Below are 18,014 nucleotides of genomic sequence, written 5' to 3'. Positions count from 1 at the left end.
TGAGTGCGATGGTCAGGTGCCGTAGACGGCGTGGCCCGACTCTGACCGAACCCGGCGGCACGCGATAGGGCACGAGGTCACCCGGCATGACTGAATCGTGCTGCCCGACGATGAATCCGATGGTCGCGTCCGCGAGTACGGTGCGGTGCCCCGTGCAGGTGAATGGGATCCTCGTAGAACACCTTCTTCGTCACCTCGACGAGCACCAGGTAGGCAACGGCCATCAAAGCCAGCGCTGTGAAGAACAGCCACGGCAGCGGCGTGAATCCGAGGGCCCCGGCGAATGGCGACAGCGTCAGCGCGACGCCGACACCGATGACCGCGATCGTGGAGATCGTCAACACCGCCGACGGTCTACTGCGGTAGAACGGGATTCGCCTGGTCCGGATCGCGAAGATGATCAACGTCTGCGTGGCAAGGGATTCGACGAACCAGCCGGTGCGAAACTCCGCCGGCGCCGCGTTCAGCACGCCGAGCATGAGACCGAACGTGAGGAAGTCGAACAGGGAACTGATCGGGCCGAACGTGAGCATGAACCGCCGGATGAATCCGATGTTCCAATGCGCGGGCGCGTGCAACTGCTCCGCGTCGACGTGGTCGGTCGGAATGGCGAGTTGAGAGCTGTCGTAGAGCAGGTTGTTGAGCAGGATCTGGCCGGGCAGCATCGGGAGGAAGGTCAACACCGCCGAGGCCGCCGCTGCGCTGAACATGTTGCCGAAATTGCTTGACGTGCCCATCAACACGTACTTGACCGTGTTGGCGAAGATTCGGCGGCCTTCCGCCACGCCGGTGGCCAGGACCTCGAGGTCCTTCTCCATCAGCACCACGTCGGCCGCGTCCTTGGCGACATCGGTCGCCGTGTCCACCGAAATGCCGACGTCGGCGGCGTGAAGTGCGAGCGCGTCGTTGACGCCGTCACCGAGGAAGCCGACCGAACGCGCCTGCCGTCGGGCCGACGTGATCAGCCGCGCCTTCTGCTCCGGTGAGATCCGCGCGAAAATGGTGCAGTTCTGTGTTCTCTCGTCGAATTCCGCGTCGTCCAGCAACTCCAACTCGGCGCCGGTGGCGGTGCCCTTGCTCATCAACCCCATTTCGGCACAGACCTTTTCGGCGACCAGCGGGTTGTCGCCGGTGGCGACCTTCACCTCGATACCCAGGGCTGCGAGCGACGCCAGCGAGTCCCGAGCGGCGACCTTCGGCTCGTCGGCGAAGACGAGGAAGCCCGTCAGCGTCAGATCACTCTCGTCGGCCGGGGTGATCGACGACAGGTCGGCGGCGGGCTTGGTGGCGACTGCCACCACGCGTCGGCCCTCGGCGAACAGCGCCGCCAACGTGGGTGCCGCCGATACCGGCACCGCGACGCACCGGGAGATCACCTGCTCCGGGGCGCCCTTGACCACGAGGACCCGTCGATCACCGCTGCCGACGAGTACCGACACGGCGCGGCGCGCGTGGTCGAACGGCAGCGATGCGACGAGTTCGAGATCCTCGCCGGGCGTGTGACGAGCGCGCGGCGCCTCCCACAGCGCGCAATCCAGGGCATTGCCGGTGGGGTCGACCGTGGCCAGCAGACCCCATCCGAGTACCCCGTCGGATGCCTGCCCCGCCACGTCGACCGCGTCGATCAGGGTGATGTGACCGTCGGTCAACGTGCCCGTCTTGTCGGTGAACAGCAGGTCGATGTCGCCGAGATCCTCGATGCACACCAGCCTCTTGACCAGGACCTTGAGCTTGACGAGCCGGTGCGCACCCGTGGCCAGACTGGTGCTGACCACCGCGGGCAGCAGCTGCGGAGTGATTCCGACCGCGATCGCCAAGGCGAACAGCACCGACTCGATGATCGGCCGCTGCAGAAGCAGATTGGTGACCAGGATGACCGCCGTCAACGTGAGCGCGACCCACAGCAACAAGTAGGAGAACCTCCGCAAGCCCGCCTGAAACGTCGTCTCGGGTTGGCGTTCGCCGAGTCCGGCGGCGATACGGCCGAACGCTGCGTCCGGCCCGGTCGCGAAGACGACCCCACTCCCCGAACCCGCGCTCACGATGCTGCCCATGAAAGCCAGGTCGGTCGAATCCGCCACTCCACTGGCTGAATCAACTGGCGCGCACTGCTTTTCGGCGGCACTCGACTCTCCGGTCAGAATGCTCTCGTTGCACTCCAACCCGGAGACCTCCATCAGGCGCAGGTCGGCCGGGACCACCTCACCCAGACTGAGCCGTACGACGTCACCGGGTACGAGTGCGGTGACGTCGACCTCGGTGACACGACCGTCGCGGCGTACCGCGGCGGTGTGCCGAATGCTGGAATGCAGCGCCGCAGCGGCACGTTCCGCGCGGTACTCGTTCACGAAGCCGAGCCCTACGCTGGCTAGCAGGATCACCGCGATGACGATGGCCTGGGTTTGGTCGCCGAGAAAGAACGACAACGCCGCAGTGGCTGCCAGTAACAGGAGAAGTGCGCTGCGCAGTTGACGCCGGAGCACAGCGAGAGCACTCACTTGATGAGTCCGAACGGCATTCGGTCCGTGGCGTGTCAGACGTGCAGCGGCCTCTGCGCCGGACAGGCCGACTCTCGAACTTCCCACCCACCCCAGCACGTCGTCGATCGACGCCGCCGCCACCCTCTGCGGGGTGAGTGATTCCGGGTTGCCGGCCGTGCCCGGTTGCGCGGGCACAGCACCGAGCGCCATGGTCATGCCGTCCTCAACCTCCGTTCGTCACAGTCCACGGAGCGCGAAGCACCCACACGCGACTGACGTTACGGCCCGACGCGTGCCTCGTAACGGGCCGTTGGTCACTAGTTCGCGAGTCGGGGTTCGAGTGACCATCGGCCCTTTCGGCCCACCGACCGCTGTGCGACGTTGGGGTCGTGCGCGACACGAGCGCCGCGCTGCGAGAGGACACGTCATGGGTGGGTCTGAGTACGTCCGTTTCTTCGAGGACATGGGAATCGAGGACGTGCCGCTGGTCGGCGGAAAGAACGCCTCGCTGGGTGAGATGGTCCAGAAGCTGTCCGCGCAGGGAGTACGCGTCCCGAACGGATTCGCCATCACCGCAGCGGCGTACCGCCACATGCTTGACGAGGCGGGAGCCTGGGACCGACTGCACGCCGAACTCGACGGCCTCGACCCCGACGACGTCACGGCGCTCGCCCGAAAGGCCAAGCGCGCCAGGGAGATCGTCTACGGTGCCGGCCTTCCCGATGAGCTGGCCGCCCAGATCCTGGCGGGCTACCGCGCGCTGCAGCGCGAATACGGTGAGGACGTGAGTCTCGCGGTGCGCAGCTCGGCGACCGCCGAGGACCTGCCGACGGCCAGCTTCGCGGGCCAGCAGGACTCGTACCTCAACATCAAGGGTGACGAGAGCCTGCTCGACACCTGCCGTCGCTGTTTCGCGAGCCTCTTCACCGACCGGGCGATCCACTACCGCATCGACCAGGGATTCGACCACTTCAAGGTCTCGCTGTCGATCGGGGTGATGAAGATGGTGCGCTCCGACATCGCCTCCTCGGGCGTGATGTTCTCCCTGGACACCGAATCGGGCTTCCGCGACGCCGTTTTCGTCACCGGCGCCTACGGCCTGGGCGAGAACGTCGTGCAGGGCGCGGTCGACCCCGACGAGTACTACGTGCACAAGCCGACCTACCGGATGGGCCACCGCGCCGTGCTGCGACGCCTGCTCGGCGATAAGGCGGTGAAGATGATCCTGGTCGACGGCGAGACCAAGAACACGACCCGGAACGTGCCGACGCCCAAGGCCGACCGTGCGCGCTTCTGCCTCAGCGACGACGACGTGCTGGAACTCGCCGGCTACGCGTGTGCCATCGAAGACCATTACGGCAGGCCGATGGACATGGAGTGGGCCAAGGACGGCGTCGACGGCAAGCTCTACATCGTCCAGGCCAGGCCCGAGACCGTCGCCTCCCAACACAGCGCCACCGCACTGGAGACCTACGTGATGGAGGGGCGCGGTGAGGTGCTCACCGAGGGCCGCTCGGTCGGTGAGCGCATCGCCACCGGCGAGGTGAAGCGCATCGAGAACCTCACGCAGCTGGCCGAATTCAAGCCGGGTCAGGTACTGGTGGCCGACACCACCACCCCCGACTGGGAACCGGTGATGAAGACGGCCGCGGCCATCGTCACCAATCGCGGCGGCCGCACCTGCCACGCCTCCATCATCGCGCGCGAGCTCGGCATCCCCGCCGTGGTGGGCACCGGCGACGCCACGACCAGCGTGCCCGACGGCACCGTCGTGACCGTGTCGTGCGCTGAGGGCGACTCGGGCCGCGTGTACGCCGGCGCGGTGGGCTACCACGTCGACCGCACCGAGGTCGGTGACATGCCACGCCCCAGAACGCAGATCATGCTCAACCTCGGCAACCCCGACCTCGCGTTCAAGACGTCGTTCCTGCCGAACGACGGTGTCGGCCTCGCCCGGATGGAGTTCATCATCAGCGAGTACATCAAGGTCCACCCGCTCGCCCTGCTGCACCCGGAGAAGGTCGACGATCCCGTAGCGCGTCACACCATCGACGACCTGACAAGGGGCTATGCCGATGGCAGCGCGTTCTTCACCGAACGGCTCTCGGAGGGAATCGGTACCATCGCCGCGGCGTTCTGGCCCAAGCCGGTGGTGGTTCGGATGTCGGACTTCAAATCGAACGAGTACGCCAGCCTGCTCGGCGGAGCGGGGTTCGAACCCACCGAGAGCAACCCGATGATCGGCTTCCGCGGCGCGTCGCGCTACGCGCATCCGGCCTACGCCGAGGGGTTCGCGCTGGAGTGCCTCGCCATGCGGCGGGTGCGCGAGCAGATGGGTCTCACCAACGTGATCCTGATGCTGCCTTTCGTGCGTCGCGTGGCAGAGGCCGACCTCGTCCTCAAGACGATGGCCGAACTCGGGCTGACACGAGGTGAGAACGGGCTCAGGGTGTACGCGATGTGCGAGATCCCGAACAACGTCATCCTGATCGATGAATTCGCCAAGCGGTTCGACGGCTTCTCCATCGGCTCCAACGACCTCACTCAGCTGACGCTGGGAGTCGACAGGGACAGCGAGATCGTTGCCTTCGACTACGACGAACGCGACGACGGAGTGAAGGAGATGATCCGGTTGGCCGTGGACGGCTGCCGCCGCAACGGGATTCACTCCGGCCTATGTGGTCAGGCGCCGTCGGACTACCCGGACATGGCGGAGTTCCTGGTTCGGATCGGCATCGAGTCGATGAGCCTGAATCCGGACACCGTGGTGAAGACCACCCGCCAGATCCTCGAACTCGAGCACCAGCTGGTGCCGTCGCCGGTGTCGTGAAGCTTCCGGTAACCATCGACCCGCGGTATCACGACGCGGTGCTCTTCGATCTGGACGGCGCGCTGACCACCGATGTCCCGATGTTCATCGCGACCGTCGACCTGGCCAAGAAGCTGACGGACATCGGGGTTGCCGCCGCGGCGTACTCGTCGAGCCCGCAGTGTCAGCGGGCCTTGGAGGCCGCGGGAGTCGACGACCTGTTCGGCGTCTGCATCGACGGCCCCGCAGGGCACCGCGGAACCGCCGAGAAGCCCAATCCCGCAGTGCTTCTGGACGCCACTGCGCGGCTCGGCGTGCGACCGCAGCGCTGCGTGATCATCGAGAACTCCCCCGCCGGCGTGGCGGCGGGCCGCGACGGGGGGTTCGCTCTCGTCGTCGGCATCGACGGCGCCGGATCGGCCGACGACCTGGTCCGCTACGGCGCCGACGTCGTGCTGACCGATCTGGCCGAGGTGACCGTGCGCACGGGCGACACCCGCGTGTCGGAGCTGCCGAACGCTATCGACTCCTACGGGCAGTTGATCGGCGTCACCAGCGCTCGCGAGTCGATGCTGTTCCTGGACTACGACGGAACGCTCTCACCCATCGTCTCGGATCCCGCCGCCGCCAGGCTGGTCGACGGAGCGGCCGAGGCGCTCAAGCTCGTCGCCGACGTCTGCCCGGTGGCGATCCTGAGCGGTCGTGACCTCGACGACGTCACCACGCGGGTGGGCATCCCCGGCCTCTGGTATGCGGGCAGCCACGGCTTCGAGTTGACCGGGCCGGACGGTACCCGGCACCAGAACGAGGTCGCCGCGGAGTTCATCCCCGTGCTCGAACGCGCCGCCGCCGAGTTGGGGGACGGATTGGCCGGAATCGCCGGAGTGCGGGTCGAGCACAAGCGATTCGCCGTCGCAGTGCACTACCGCGACGTCGAGCCCGAACGGGTCGGCGAGGTCGTCGCGGCGACGCATCGGGTGGGCGCCCGCGACGGCCTCCGGCTGACCGGTGGACGCAAGCTGGTGGAGTTGCGGCCCGACATCGACTGGGACAAGGGCACCACGCTGGCCTGGATCCGCGACCGCATCGACGCGTCCGCTTCGCTCATGCCCATCTACATCGGCGACGACCTGACCGACGAGGACGCCTTCGACGCGGTCCGGTTCGACGGCATCGGGATCGTCGTCGCACACGACGAGGACGGCGACCGGAAGACCGCCGCGCGCTTCTCCCTTCGCAGCCCCGACCAGGTCCGCGAGTTCGTGGAGCGCGGCTCCCGGTGGCTGTCCTACAAGGACCGGGTATCCAGCGAGTCGTGGGACTACGTGTTCGAGGGGTACGACCCGCACAGCGAGAAGCTTCGTGAGGCGTTGTGCACCATGGGAAACGGCTACTTCGCCACCAGGGGTGCCGCACCCGAGTCCAAGGCGGGGCAGGTGCACTACCCCGGAACCTACGCCGCCGGGGTGTTCAACCGCCTGACCGACGACGTGTCGGGCACCGAGATCGACAACGAGAGTCTCGTCAATCTGCCCAACTGGCTGGCGCTGACATTCCGGATCGACGGGGGTCGCTGGTTCGACATCGACGACGTCACGGTGCTGACGTACCGGCAGACCCTCGACCTTCGCGACGCGGTGCTGACGCGCGAGGTGCGGTTCACCGACGACGAGGGCCGTACCAGCGCGCTGACCCAGAGACGCTTCGTCGCCATGCACCTACCCCACGTCGGTGCCCTGCAGACGACGATCGTCGCCGAGAACTGGTCCGGCGCCATCGAGTTCCGCTCCACGCTGGACGGCAATGTGACGAACTCGCTCGTCGAGCGCTACCGGGACCTGGCGAGTCAGCATCTCGGGCCGGCCGAGAAGCGCGCACTCGGCGACGACGCGGTGTCGCTGACGATGCAGACCACCCAGTCCCGCGTCCCCGTGGCGATGGCCGCACGGAACACGGTGTGGCGCGACGGCTTGGCGGTCCCCGCCGTGTTCCGTCTGTTCGACAGCGACGCCGAGATCGGTCACGACATCACCGTGCGACTGTCCAGGGGTGACACGATCACCGTCGAGAAGATGGTGACCGTCTACACGGGACGGGACGTCGCACTATGCGAACCCCGCTCCGAAGCCGAACGGTGGGTGACCCGACTCGGCCGATTCGACGAGGTGCTCACGGGTCATCTGACCGCGTGGACCCACCTCTGGGAGCGGCTGTCCATCGAATTCGACGACTACGGCGACGAATTGCGGATCCTGCGACTGCACCTCCTGCACCTGCTGCAGACGGTGTCGCCGAACACCGCCGATGTGGACGCCGGGGTACCTGCGCGCGGACTGCACGGCGAGGCGTACCGCGGTCACATCTTCTGGGACGAACTGTTCATCTTCCCGGTGCTCAACCTGCGGCTGCCGATGATCACCCGGTCGCTGCTCCAATACCGCTACCGGCGCCTGGACGAGGCGCGCCACGCGGCCCGCGCGGCGGGGCACACCGGAGCCATGTACCCCTGGCAGTCCGGCAGCGACGGCCGGGAGGAAAGCCAACGACTGCACCTCAATCCGCGCAGCGGGCACTGGAATCCCGACGCCAGTGCGCGCGCACATCACATCGGCATCGCCGTGGCCTACAACGCGTGGAAGTTCTACCAGGTCACCGCCGACCTGGCGTACCTGATCGACTACGGCGCCGAGATGCTGGCCGAGATAGCCCGCTTCTTCGTCAGCCTGGCCACCTACGACGACGCACAGGAGCGCTTCGTCATCCGGGGTGTCATCGGGCCCGACGAGTTCCACTCCGGCTACCCCGACGCGCCCTACGACGGAATCGACAACAACGCCTACACCAACGTGATGGCCGTCTGGGTGATCATGCGCGCCATCGACGCGTTGAACCTGCTGCCGCTCCCGAATCGGCTCGACCTGGGAGAGGCGATCGGACTCACCGCCGCCGAGATCGCGCACTGGGAGGACGTCAGCCGACGGATGTACGTACCCTTCCACGACGGTGTGATCAGTCAGTTCGAGGGTTACGGTGAACTGGCGGAGCTGGATTGGGATCGGCTTCGCCGACAGTACGGCAACATCCAACGGCTGGACCGCATCCTCGAGGCGGAGCAGGACGACGTCAACCGGTACAAGGCGTCGAAGCAGGCCGATGCGCTCATGCTGCTGTACCTCCTGTCGGTCGACGAACTGCACGAACTCCTCGAGCGGCTCGGCTACCGCTTCGATCCCGCCCGGGTGCCGGAGATGGTCGACTACTACCTGGCCCGCACGTCGCACGGATCGACGCTCAGCGGCGTCGTCCACACCTGGGTGCTAGCCAGGGCCAACCGCGACCACGCGGTCGAATTCTTCCAGCAGGCACTGAAGTCCGACGTCTCCGACATCCAGGGCGGTACCACGTCGGAGGGTATTCACCTGGCCGCGATGGCGGGCACCGTCGACCTCATGCAACGGTGCTTCACCGGACTGGAAACCAGGCAGAACCGCATCATCCTCTCCCCGCACTGGCCGGAATCCCTTGGAGTGCTGGCGATCCCGATCCACTACCGCGGGTTGCACCTGCACCTGCGGATCAGCGGCAAGGGCGTCATCATCAGCGTGGATCCGCGCGAATCCGCTGGCATCGAAGTCGAGTGCCGCGGCCGTGTCGTCCAGTTGATGCCCGGTACCACCGTCCGATTCCCGGGCTGACCGATGGCCGACCCCGGTGACGTCACGCCACTCGCGGACCTGGCCCACGGACATCCCCGAGCGGGCCCGGTGCGCGAGCAACGGCCGGTGTACGTCGACCTGCTACCACCGTGCAACGCCGGATGTCCGGCGGGAGAGAACATCCAGGCGTGGCTGGCCCACGCCACGGCGGGCCGCCACGAGGCCGCGTGGCGACAACTCGTCGCGGACAACCCGTTCGCCGCCATCCACGGCCGAGTGTGTTACCACCCGTGCGAAACCGTCTGCAACCGAAACCAACTCGACAGTTCTGTCGCCATCCACTCGGTGGAGCGATTCCTCGGCGACCTCGCCACCGCCAGCGGTTGGACGTTCGATCCCCCGCCCGCCCCGACGGGCAAGCGGGTACTCGTGATCGGCGCCGGTCCGAGCGGGCTGTCCGCCGCCTACCACCTGGCGTGCCGCGGCCACCGGGTGGAGGTCCGCGATGCCGGCTCGAATCCCGGCGGCATGATGCGGTACGGCATCCCGAGCTACCGACTCCCCCGTGACGTCCTCGACGCCGAGGTCGATCGGATCGCGGCCATGGGGGTGACGTTCACGTGCGATCACCGGATCGAGGATCTCGCCGCCGAGCGCGACGCCGGTGGCTTCGACGCCGTATTCGTCGCGGTCGGTGCGCATCTGGCCAAACGCGTCGACATCCCGTCGGGCGACGCGGGCAGGATGGTCGACGCGGTGTCGTTCCTGCACGACGTCGCCGACGGCGCCCGACCGGCGATCGGGCGGCACGTCGCCGTGTACGGCGGTGGGAACACCGCGATGGACGCCGCCAGGGTGGCCCGCCGCCTGGGCGCCGAGGACGCGGTCATCGTCTACCGCCGCACCCGCGAGCAGATGCCCGCGCACCGGGAGGAAGCCGAGGACGCCGAGCGCGAGGGCGTCCGGGTCAACTGGCTGCGCACCGTCACCGCGTTCGACGGACCCGAACTGCGGGTCGAGGTGATGGAACTCGACGAGTCGGGCTTTCCACGACCGACGGGCCGCTTCGAGACGCTGGCCGCCGACACCCTGATCATGGCGCTCGGCCAGGAGACCGAGTCCGCCTTCATGCGGACGCTGCCGGGCGTGGAGTTCGACACCGACGGCAGTGTGCGCGTCTCGGAAACGCTCATGACCGGCTGTCCGGGGGTGTTCGCCGGCGGCGACATGGTGCCCGGCGAACGCACCGTCACCGTCGGCGTCGGACACGGTAGGAAAGCGGCCGGGCACATCGACGCGTGGCTGCGCTCGGTACCGAGCGTCGCGTCGCCGAAACACCCCACGGCGACGTTCGATGCGCTGCACCCGTGGTACTTCGGTGACGCCGCACGGCGGCGTCAGCCCGAGCTCCCACCACAGACGCGCACCGAGAACTTCGCGGAGGTCGTCGGCGGCTTGACGGGAACCGAGGCGACGTTCGAGGCGGGCCGGTGCCTGTCCTGCGGCAACTGCTTCGAGTGCGACGGCTGCCTGGGTGCGTGTCCCGAGAACGCCGTGATCAAGCTGGGCATCGGGCGCCGGTACGAGTTCGACTACGACGCCTGCACCGGATGCGCCGCGTGCGCCGACCAATGCCCCGTCCACGCGATCGAGATGTTCCCGGAGCCGACATGACCCGCGCCACGATGGACGGCAACGAGGCCGCGGTCTCGGTGGCCTACCGACTCAACGAAGTGTGCTGCATCTACCCCATCACCCCGTCGTCGCCGATGGCCGAACTCGCCGACGAGTGGTCGGCCGCCCGAAGGCCCAACGTCTGGGGCACCGTCCCTACCGTCGTCGAGATGCAGAGCGAGGGCGGCGCGGCGGGCGCGCTGCACGGAGCACTGCAGAGCGGCGCACTGACCACGACGTTCACCTCGTCACAGGGTCTGCTGCTGATGATCCCGAACATGTACAAGATCGCCGGCGAGCTGACCTCGGCCGTCATCAACGTCGCCGCGAGATCGATCGCCGCACAGGGCCTGTCGATCTTCGGCGATCACTCGGACGTGATGGCGGTGCGGCAGACGGGCTTCGCACTGCTCGGATCCGCGTCCGTACAGGAGGCCCACGACCTCGCGCTGGTGGCGCAGGCGGCGACCCTCGCGACGCGAATCCCGTTCGTGCACTTCTTCGACGGATTCCGGACTTCGCACGAGATCAACACGATCGAGACACTGTCCGACGACGATCTGCGGGCGCTGGTGCCCGAGGAACTGATCCGGGCGCACCGTAGACGGGCACTGAGCCCGCAGCATCCGTTCATTCGGGGCACCGCGCAGAATCCGGACGTCTACTTCCAGGCCAGGGAAACCGTCAACCCGTTCTACGCACGGGTGCCCGAGGTGGTCGAGGACCTGATGGGCCGGCTCGGCGCCCGCACCGGCCGGACCATGCACATCGCGGAGTACACCGGTCATCCGGAGGCCGAACGTGTTGTGGTGCTGATGGGTTCGGGTGCCGAGACGGTGAAGGGGACCGTCGCCGCCCTCGTCGAGCGGGGCCAGCGGGTCGGCGTCGTGCACCTGCGGCTGTACCGGCCGTTCCCCACTGCCGCGGTGCTGGCCGCCCTGCCCGCGACGGCGCGCACCGTCGGCGTTCTCGATCGCACCAAGGAGCCCGGCTCGTTCGGCGAGCCGCTGTATCTGGACGTCGTCGCGGCCCTTGCCGAGGAGTGCGCCGACGGTGCGCGGCCGGTCATGCCGCGGGTCAGCGGCGGCCGCTACGGGCTGTCCTCGAAGGAGTTCACACCAGCCATGGCGGCCGGTGTGTTCGCCGAATTGGCCCAGCCTGAACCCAAGCGCCGCTTCACCATCGGCATCGACGACGACGTGTCACACACCAGCGTCGGCTACGACCCGAGCTTCGACATCGAGTCTCCCGACACCGTCCGAGCGATCTTCTTCGGACTGGGATCGGACGGTACCGTCGGCGCGAACAAGAACACGATCAAGATCCTCGGGTCGGAAGAGGGCCTGCACGCCCAGGGGTACTTCGTCTACGACTCGAAGAAGTCGGGGTCGCAGACCGAGTCGCACCTGCGGTTCGGACCTGCGGCCATCCACGCTCCCTACCTCGTCGGTAATGCGGATTTCATCGGCTGCCACCAGTTCCGGTTCCTCGAGAAGATCGACGTGCTCGATCGGGCGGCCCCGGGTGCGACTCTGCTGCTGAACTGTCGGCTGAGGGCCGAAAGGGTCTGGGACGCGCTGCCCCGACGCGTCCAGGAACAGGTGCTCGACAAGAAGATCACGCTGTACACCGTCGACGCCGACCGGATCGCGCGCGAGGCCGGGTTGGCCGGTCGCATCAACATCGTGCTGCAGACCTGCTTCTTCGCGATCTCCGAGGTGCTGCCGCGCGACCGTGCGATCGCGCGGATCAAGGAATCGATCACGAAGACCTACGGCAAACGCGGTGCCGAGGTGCTGGCGAAGGAGATGGCCGCCGTCGACGGCGCCATCGCCGGGATTCACCGGATCGATGTGCCCGCATCGATCACCTCGGTTCGCGAGCCGGTGCCGACCGTCCCGGAGTCCGCTCCGGAGTTCGTGCGCACCGTCACGGCGGAGATGATGGCAGGACGCGGAAATCTCCTGCCGGTGAGCGCACTACCGGTCGACGGCACGTATCCGAGCGGTACAACCGCCTACGAGAAGCGCAACATCTCCGAGCTCGTCGCGGTGTGGGATCCGGACAGCTGCATCCAATGCGGCAACTGCGCCTTCGTCTGTCCGCACAGCGTCATTCGCTCCAAGTTCTACGACGAGTCCGCACTCACCGGCGCGCCTGCCGGATTCGACTCCGCACCGCTGAACGCCGTCGGCCTGCCGAACGCGCGATTCTCGCTACAGGTCTACGTCGAGGACTGCACCGGATGCGGGCTGTGTGTCGAGGCGTGCCCGGTGGTCGTGCCAGGAGCGGACGTCGTCAAGGCGATCAATCTGGCGCCCGCTGAACCTCGCGTCGTCGCCGAGCGAGAGAACATCGGCTTCTTCGAGGCCCTGCCGCTCACCGACCGGTCGAAGGTCGACTTCGGCACCGTGCGCGGAACTCAGTTTCTGGAACCGCTTTTCGAGTTCTCCGGCGCCTGCGCGGGGTGCGGCGAGACGCCGTACCTCAAACTGCTCTCGCAGCTGTTCGGCGACCGGCTGATGGTGGCGAACGCGACCGGCTGCTCGTCCATCTACGGCGGCAGCCTGCCCACCACGCCGTGGACCACCGACGCCGACGGGCGGGGTCCCGCGTGGTCGAACTCGCTGTTCGAGGACAACGCCGAGTTCGGCCTCGGAATGCGGTTGGCCACTGACGGACTCGTTGAACTCGCCCGACGACGCCTCGCCGAGTTACGGGACGAACTCGGCGCGGATCTGGTCGACGCGATCCTGGGTGCGCCGCAGCTGCGCGAGTCCGAGCTGGCGGCGCAGCGCCAGCGAGTGGCGGAGCTCACCCACCGGCTCGAAGGCCTCGATCCCACGATCACCGCCGACCTGCTCAGCGTTGTCGATCACCTGGTCCGGCGCAGCGTGTGGATCGTCGGCGGTGACGGCTGGGCCTACGACATCGGCTCCGGCGGACTCGACCACGTCCTGGCCAGTGGCCGCAACGTCAACGTGCTGGTGCTCGACACCGAGGTGTACTCCAACACCGGTGGCCAGATGTCGAAGGCCACGCCGCTGGGTGCGATTGCCAAGTTCGCTTCCGCGGGCAAAACGGTGCCTTTGAAAGATCTTGCGCTGCAGGCCATCGCCTACGGAAGTGTCTACGTCGCGAAGGTGGCGATGGGCGCCGACCCGCAGCAGACCCTGCAGGCCTTCCGCGAGGCGGAGGCCTACGACGGGCCGTCGCTGATCATCGCCTACAGCCAGTGCATCGCACACGGCATCGACATGCGCCTCGGCATGGATCAGCAGTACCGCGCCGTTGCCAGCGGTCACTGGCCGCTGCTGCGCTATGACCCGGTGCTGCGGGCCGCCGGTGAGAACCCGTTTCTGCTCGATTCGCACCGACCCCGTATTCCGCTCGATGACTACCGCAAGCGGGAATTGCGGTACCGCTCGCTGGCCAACTCCGATCCGGTCGAGTACGAACGGCTGCTGGGAACGGCCGAGCAGGCGATCGCGCAGCGCTGGAATGTTTACGAGGAGATGGCCTCCCGCGGCCCCGGACACTTCCAACCCGACGCTCGGAGGGAGAACTGATGGAACTGTCCACACGCTATCTGGGTCTGAGCCTGCGCAACCCACTGGTCGCGTCGGCCTCACCGCTGTCGAAGACCGTCGACGGTGTCCGGCTCCTGGCCGATGCCGGCGTCGGCGCGGTGGTGCTCTACTCGCTCTTCGAGGAACAGCTGCGAGCCGAGGCCGAGCGGGATGCCCGACTGGCCCTGGCCGGCTCGGAGAGCTTCGGCGAATCGCTGTCCTACTTCCCGCAGTCCGCAGGCGCCGACCACGGCCCGCACCGGTACCTGACCCTGCTCGAACGCGCGGCGGCGGACGTTGACGTTCCCGTGATCGGCAGCATCAACGGAAGCTCACCCGGAAGCTGGGCGGGGTACGCCCGCTCGATGCAGGATTCGGGCGCCGCCGCAATCGAATTGAACGTCTACTACCTTCCGGGTGATCCGCACGTCTCGGGTCGCGACGTCGAACAGCGTCACCTCGACATCGTCGCGGGCGTCAAGAATGCGGTCACCGTGCCGGTCGCTGTGAAGCTCAGCCCGTACTTCAGTGCGACCGCGGAAATGGCTCGGCGTCTCGACCTGGCGGGCGCCGACGGACTGGTGCTGTTCAACAGGTTCCTGCAGCCCGACATCGACCCCGAGGCACTCGCCGTGGTGCCGGGGACGTCGCTGTCGAGATCGGACGAGTCGCGCCTTCCGATGACGTGGATCGCGCTGCTGCACGGACGGCTCGACGCCTCACTGGCGGCGACGACGGGCGTCGAGGGAGCAAAGGAGCTGATCAAGTACCTGCTCGCGGGCGCCGATGTCGTGATGACCGCGTCGGCTCTGCTGCGGCACGGTCCCGACTACGCTGCCGTCATGCTCGACGGGATGTGCCGGTGGATGCGGCACAAGGGGTACACCACGATCGACGACTTTCGCGGGCTCCTCGCCGTTCCCGTCGATGCGGACGAGACCGCACGCGAGCGCGGGGACTACGTCAGTGCGCTCCGCCGGGCGAACGGCGCCAACGTCGGGCCGTGGTGAGCTGAAACGGTCAGCCCAGCACGGGAGACGCCGGCTAACCCGCGAGGTTGAAGTTGCCACCCGAGCCGTAGATGACCATCGACACGATCAACGTGACCGACACCACGACGACGAGGGACGTGCGCACGGCATCACCCGTCGCCACCCCGACACCGGCGGGGCCGCCGGAGGTGTAGTAGCCGAAGTACGTGTGTATCAACAGAATCGCCGCCGCCATGAGGATGGCCTGGACGAACGACCACAACAGGTCGATCGGGTTGAGGAACGTCCCGAAGTAGTGGTCGTAGAGACCTGGCGACTGCCCGAGTAGCACCACGGTGGTGAACCGGCTGGCGGCGAACGACAGCATGACGGCGATGGAGTACAGCGGCGTGATCGCCACCATGCCGGCGACGAGCCTGGTGCTCACCAGGAACGAGATCGGGCGAATCGCCATCGACTCGAGCGCGTCGATCTCCTCGTTGATCCGCATGGCGCCGAGTTGGGCGGTCACGCCGGCCCCGAAGGTCGCCGCCAGTCCGATCCCGGCGATCACCGGCGCGGCGATCCGCACGTTGATGAACGCCGACAGGAAGCCGGTGAGCGCCTCGATGCCGATGTTGCCCAGCGAGCTGTAGCCCTGTACCGCGAGCGTTCCACCGGTCGCGATCGTCAGGAACCCGACGATGACGAGTGTCCCGCCGATCATCGCCAGTGTTCCGACACCCATGCTGATCTCGCCGATGAGACGCATGATGTCCGTCCGGTACCACCGCAGGGCGTAGGGAACGCCCGCGACAGCTCGGACGAAGAACACCGCCATGTCGCCGATTCGGCCGAGCACGGTGACGGGCCGTTCGAGCTCACGGATGAGCCGCGGATTGACGGCGCGCAGCGTCACGGTGTGTTCCTGCCGACGGTCACACGCGTGACATGCGCCGTCGCCGCATCGAGATTGCGTTGCGCCGCTGGCGTCAGTCCCGTTGCGAGCTCGAACTCGAAACCCCTGACTGCGAGGACGTACACCTCCGGTAGGCGGTCGAAGCACCGCAGACAGATCGCCATGACCGCGGGGATCGAGATGGCGTGCGACGTGAAGCTGACGTCCATCTTCGGCACCGCGCGCTCCAGGGTGAACGCGGTGACCGCCTCGTCCTTGGTGGCGTCGACGAACAGCACCCGCTGCCTGGTGCTGATCACGTCGGCGTCCTCGAGCAGAAGCTGGTACCCCCTGTGCAGCTCGGCGTTTGCGCAGAGGCCCTGCGCCTCAAGCCAATCGACGAACGCCCAGCCCAAGCCGTCGTCCTGCCGCCCCACGTTGCCGATGCCGTAGATCAGGCAGGACTCGTCGTCGAACTCGTCGAGGTTCACGACCGGACGCGTTCGTCGATGACATCACCGGCCGGCCCGTGGACCGTGACGATCAGGGGCATCTGGCCGTACGCGTGCGTCGCGCAACTCAGGCAGGGATCGAACGCGCGGATACCGACCTCAACGGCGTTCATCATCGCCTCGGTGATCTCCCCGTGACCGACGAGATGATCCTCGGCCACGGAGCGCACGGTGCGGTTGAGCACCGCGTTGTTGTGCGTGGTGGCGACGACGAGGTTGACGAAGGTGATGTCGCCCCCGCGGCCGGCCCGGTAGTGATGCAGCAGCGTGCCGCGCGGGGCCTCCACGACCCCGACACCCTCACCGACCCATGCGCTCGCCGACGGTGTGACGACCAGGTCCTCGTTCTGCAGGTCGGGGTCGCGCAGCAGCGCCCGGATGACCTCGGCCGCATGGAGCACTTCGATTGCGCGTGCCCAATTGGTGTGCAGTGTCATGTGATTCGCCGCGCCACCGGTGTACGAGTGAAAGCGGTCCAGTGCCTCCTGGGCCAGCGGAGTCGTCAGCGCGGTCGTGACGTTCATCCGCGCAAGCGGGCCGACTCGTACCGAACCCTTCTCCCGGCCGAGGTCCTTGAGGAAGGGGAACTTCATGTAACTCCACGGCTCGACGGCTTCGGAGAAGTGATCGAGGTAGTCGTGGTAGTCGATGTCGCGGACGACGCGCTTGTCCTCGTCGACGATGCGCAGTACGCCGTCGTAGTAGTCCACGTTGCCGTCGGCGTCGACCAGCGACATGCTCAGGGAGGGAACGGTCGCGAACTCGTCGACCTGACTGCGATGCTTGCGGTGGAACTCGGAGAACAGGCGAAGACCGTCCTGCGCGTAGTCGATGACCTCGTCGATGGACGGCAGGCCCGCTTCGCCGTTGAGCAGTCGATCGCATTCGGCGCGGCTCAGATTCTTGTCGACTCCTCCCGGCACCGAGTTGATGCCGTGCATCCGCCTGCCGAAGACCGTCTTGATGACCTCCTGCCCCCACTTGCGCAGCATGATCACCCGCTGCATCAGCGCGGGATCGGCGTCGATCAGGCCCAGGATGTTGCGCTGCTCGGGCGCGGCGTCCATCCCGAACACCATCTCGGGCGCCACGAGGTAGAAGTACGCCGTCACATGGGATTGCAGCATCTGAGCGTAGTGGCCGAGGCGCCGGATCTTCTCCGCCGTGCGGGTGATCGGTGTTGCCGACCGCACGCCGGCGCCGACGATGTCGTCGAGCACTTTGGCACCGCACAGGTGGTGACTGACGAAGCAGATCCCGCAGATCCGCTGCAGCAGCATCGGCGCCTCCCAGAACGGGTGGCCCTGCACGAACTTCTCGAAGCCGCGGAACTCGACGACGTGCAGCCGGGCGTCGACGACGTTGCCGTCGTCGTCGAGGTGCACGGTCACCTTGCCGTGGCCCTCGATGCGGGTCACGGGGTCGATGACGATCTTTCTGCTCAC

At 67.2% G+C, this 18,014-nt stretch carries 9 protein-coding genes; 5 read left to right on the top strand and 4 right to left on the bottom strand.

Annotated elements, in window-relative coordinates:
- Nucleotides 1-77: 77 nt before the first annotated feature.
- Entirely contained in the window at nt 78-2,690 is a 2,613-nt protein-coding gene (mgtA, locus tag NM203_RS02030; RefSeq protein ID WP_408633290.1) for a magnesium-translocating P-type ATPase, read from the bottom strand.
- Nucleotides 2,691-2,907: 217 nt separating this feature from the next.
- On the opposite strand from mgtA, the gene ppsA reads away from it, so the two are divergent.
- From ppsA to NM203_RS02005, 5 genes are read left to right on the top strand one after another with little or no spacing between them, the layout of a single operon-like run.
- Complete coding sequence (gene ppsA / locus NM203_RS02025; protein WP_255057929.1) at nt 2,908-5,310, top strand: phosphoenolpyruvate synthase; 2,403 nt, start codon at nt 2,908-2,910, stop codon at nt 5,308-5,310.
- Complete coding sequence (gene otsB, locus NM203_RS02020) at nt 5,307-8,984, top strand: trehalose-phosphatase (RefSeq protein WP_255057928.1); 3,678 nt, start codon at nt 5,307-5,309, stop codon at nt 8,982-8,984. Before ppsA ends, otsB begins: the two co-directional genes overlap by 4 nt.
- 3 nt (nt 8,985-8,987) lie before the next feature.
- Complete coding sequence (locus tag NM203_RS02015; protein WP_255057927.1) at nt 8,988-10,619, top strand: NAD(P)-binding protein; 1,632 nt, start codon at nt 8,988-8,990, stop codon at nt 10,617-10,619.
- Nucleotides 10,616-14,188, top strand: a complete 3,573-nt coding sequence (gene nifJ / locus NM203_RS02010; protein WP_255057926.1) for a pyruvate:ferredoxin (flavodoxin) oxidoreductase — start codon at nt 10,616-10,618, stop codon at nt 14,186-14,188. The genes NM203_RS02015 and nifJ overlap by 4 nt, the downstream gene beginning before the upstream one ends.
- Nucleotides 14,188-15,198 (top strand): dihydroorotate dehydrogenase-like protein, encoded by a 1,011-nt coding sequence (locus NM203_RS02005; protein ID WP_255057925.1) that lies wholly within the window; start codon nt 14,188-14,190, stop codon nt 15,196-15,198. The genes nifJ and NM203_RS02005 overlap by 1 nt, the downstream gene beginning before the upstream one ends.
- Nucleotides 15,199-15,232: 34 nt before the next feature.
- Here the strand turns inward: NM203_RS02005 and NM203_RS02000 are convergent, their stop codons facing one another.
- From NM203_RS02000 to NM203_RS01990, 3 genes are read right to left on the bottom strand one after another with little or no spacing between them, the layout of a single operon-like run.
- Nucleotides 15,233-16,078: an MlaE family ABC transporter permease gene (locus tag NM203_RS02000; protein ID WP_255057924.1), complete on the bottom strand. Its 846-nt coding sequence runs from the start codon at nt 16,076-16,078 to the stop codon at nt 15,233-15,235.
- Nucleotides 16,075-16,548, bottom strand: coding sequence for a hydrogenase maturation protease (locus NM203_RS01995; protein ID WP_255057923.1), 474 nt, complete (start codon nt 16,546-16,548; stop codon nt 16,075-16,077). Before NM203_RS01995 ends, NM203_RS02000 begins: the two co-directional genes overlap by 4 nt.
- Nucleotides 16,545-18,014 carry a Ni/Fe hydrogenase subunit alpha gene (locus tag NM203_RS01990; protein WP_255057922.1) on the bottom strand — a complete coding sequence of 490 codons (1,470 nt, stop codon included), beginning with the start codon at nt 18,012-18,014 and terminating at the stop codon, nt 16,545-16,547. The genes NM203_RS01995 and NM203_RS01990 overlap by 4 nt, the downstream gene beginning before the upstream one ends.

Origin of the sequence: Mycolicibacterium arenosum, from assembly GCF_024320865.1 — a bacterium.
GTDB lineage: Bacteria > Actinomycetota > Actinomycetes > Mycobacteriales > Mycobacteriaceae > Mycobacterium > Mycobacterium arenosum.
Note: the sequence above shows the minus strand (reverse complement) of the source record. Positions and strands in the feature narration are given on the sequence as shown.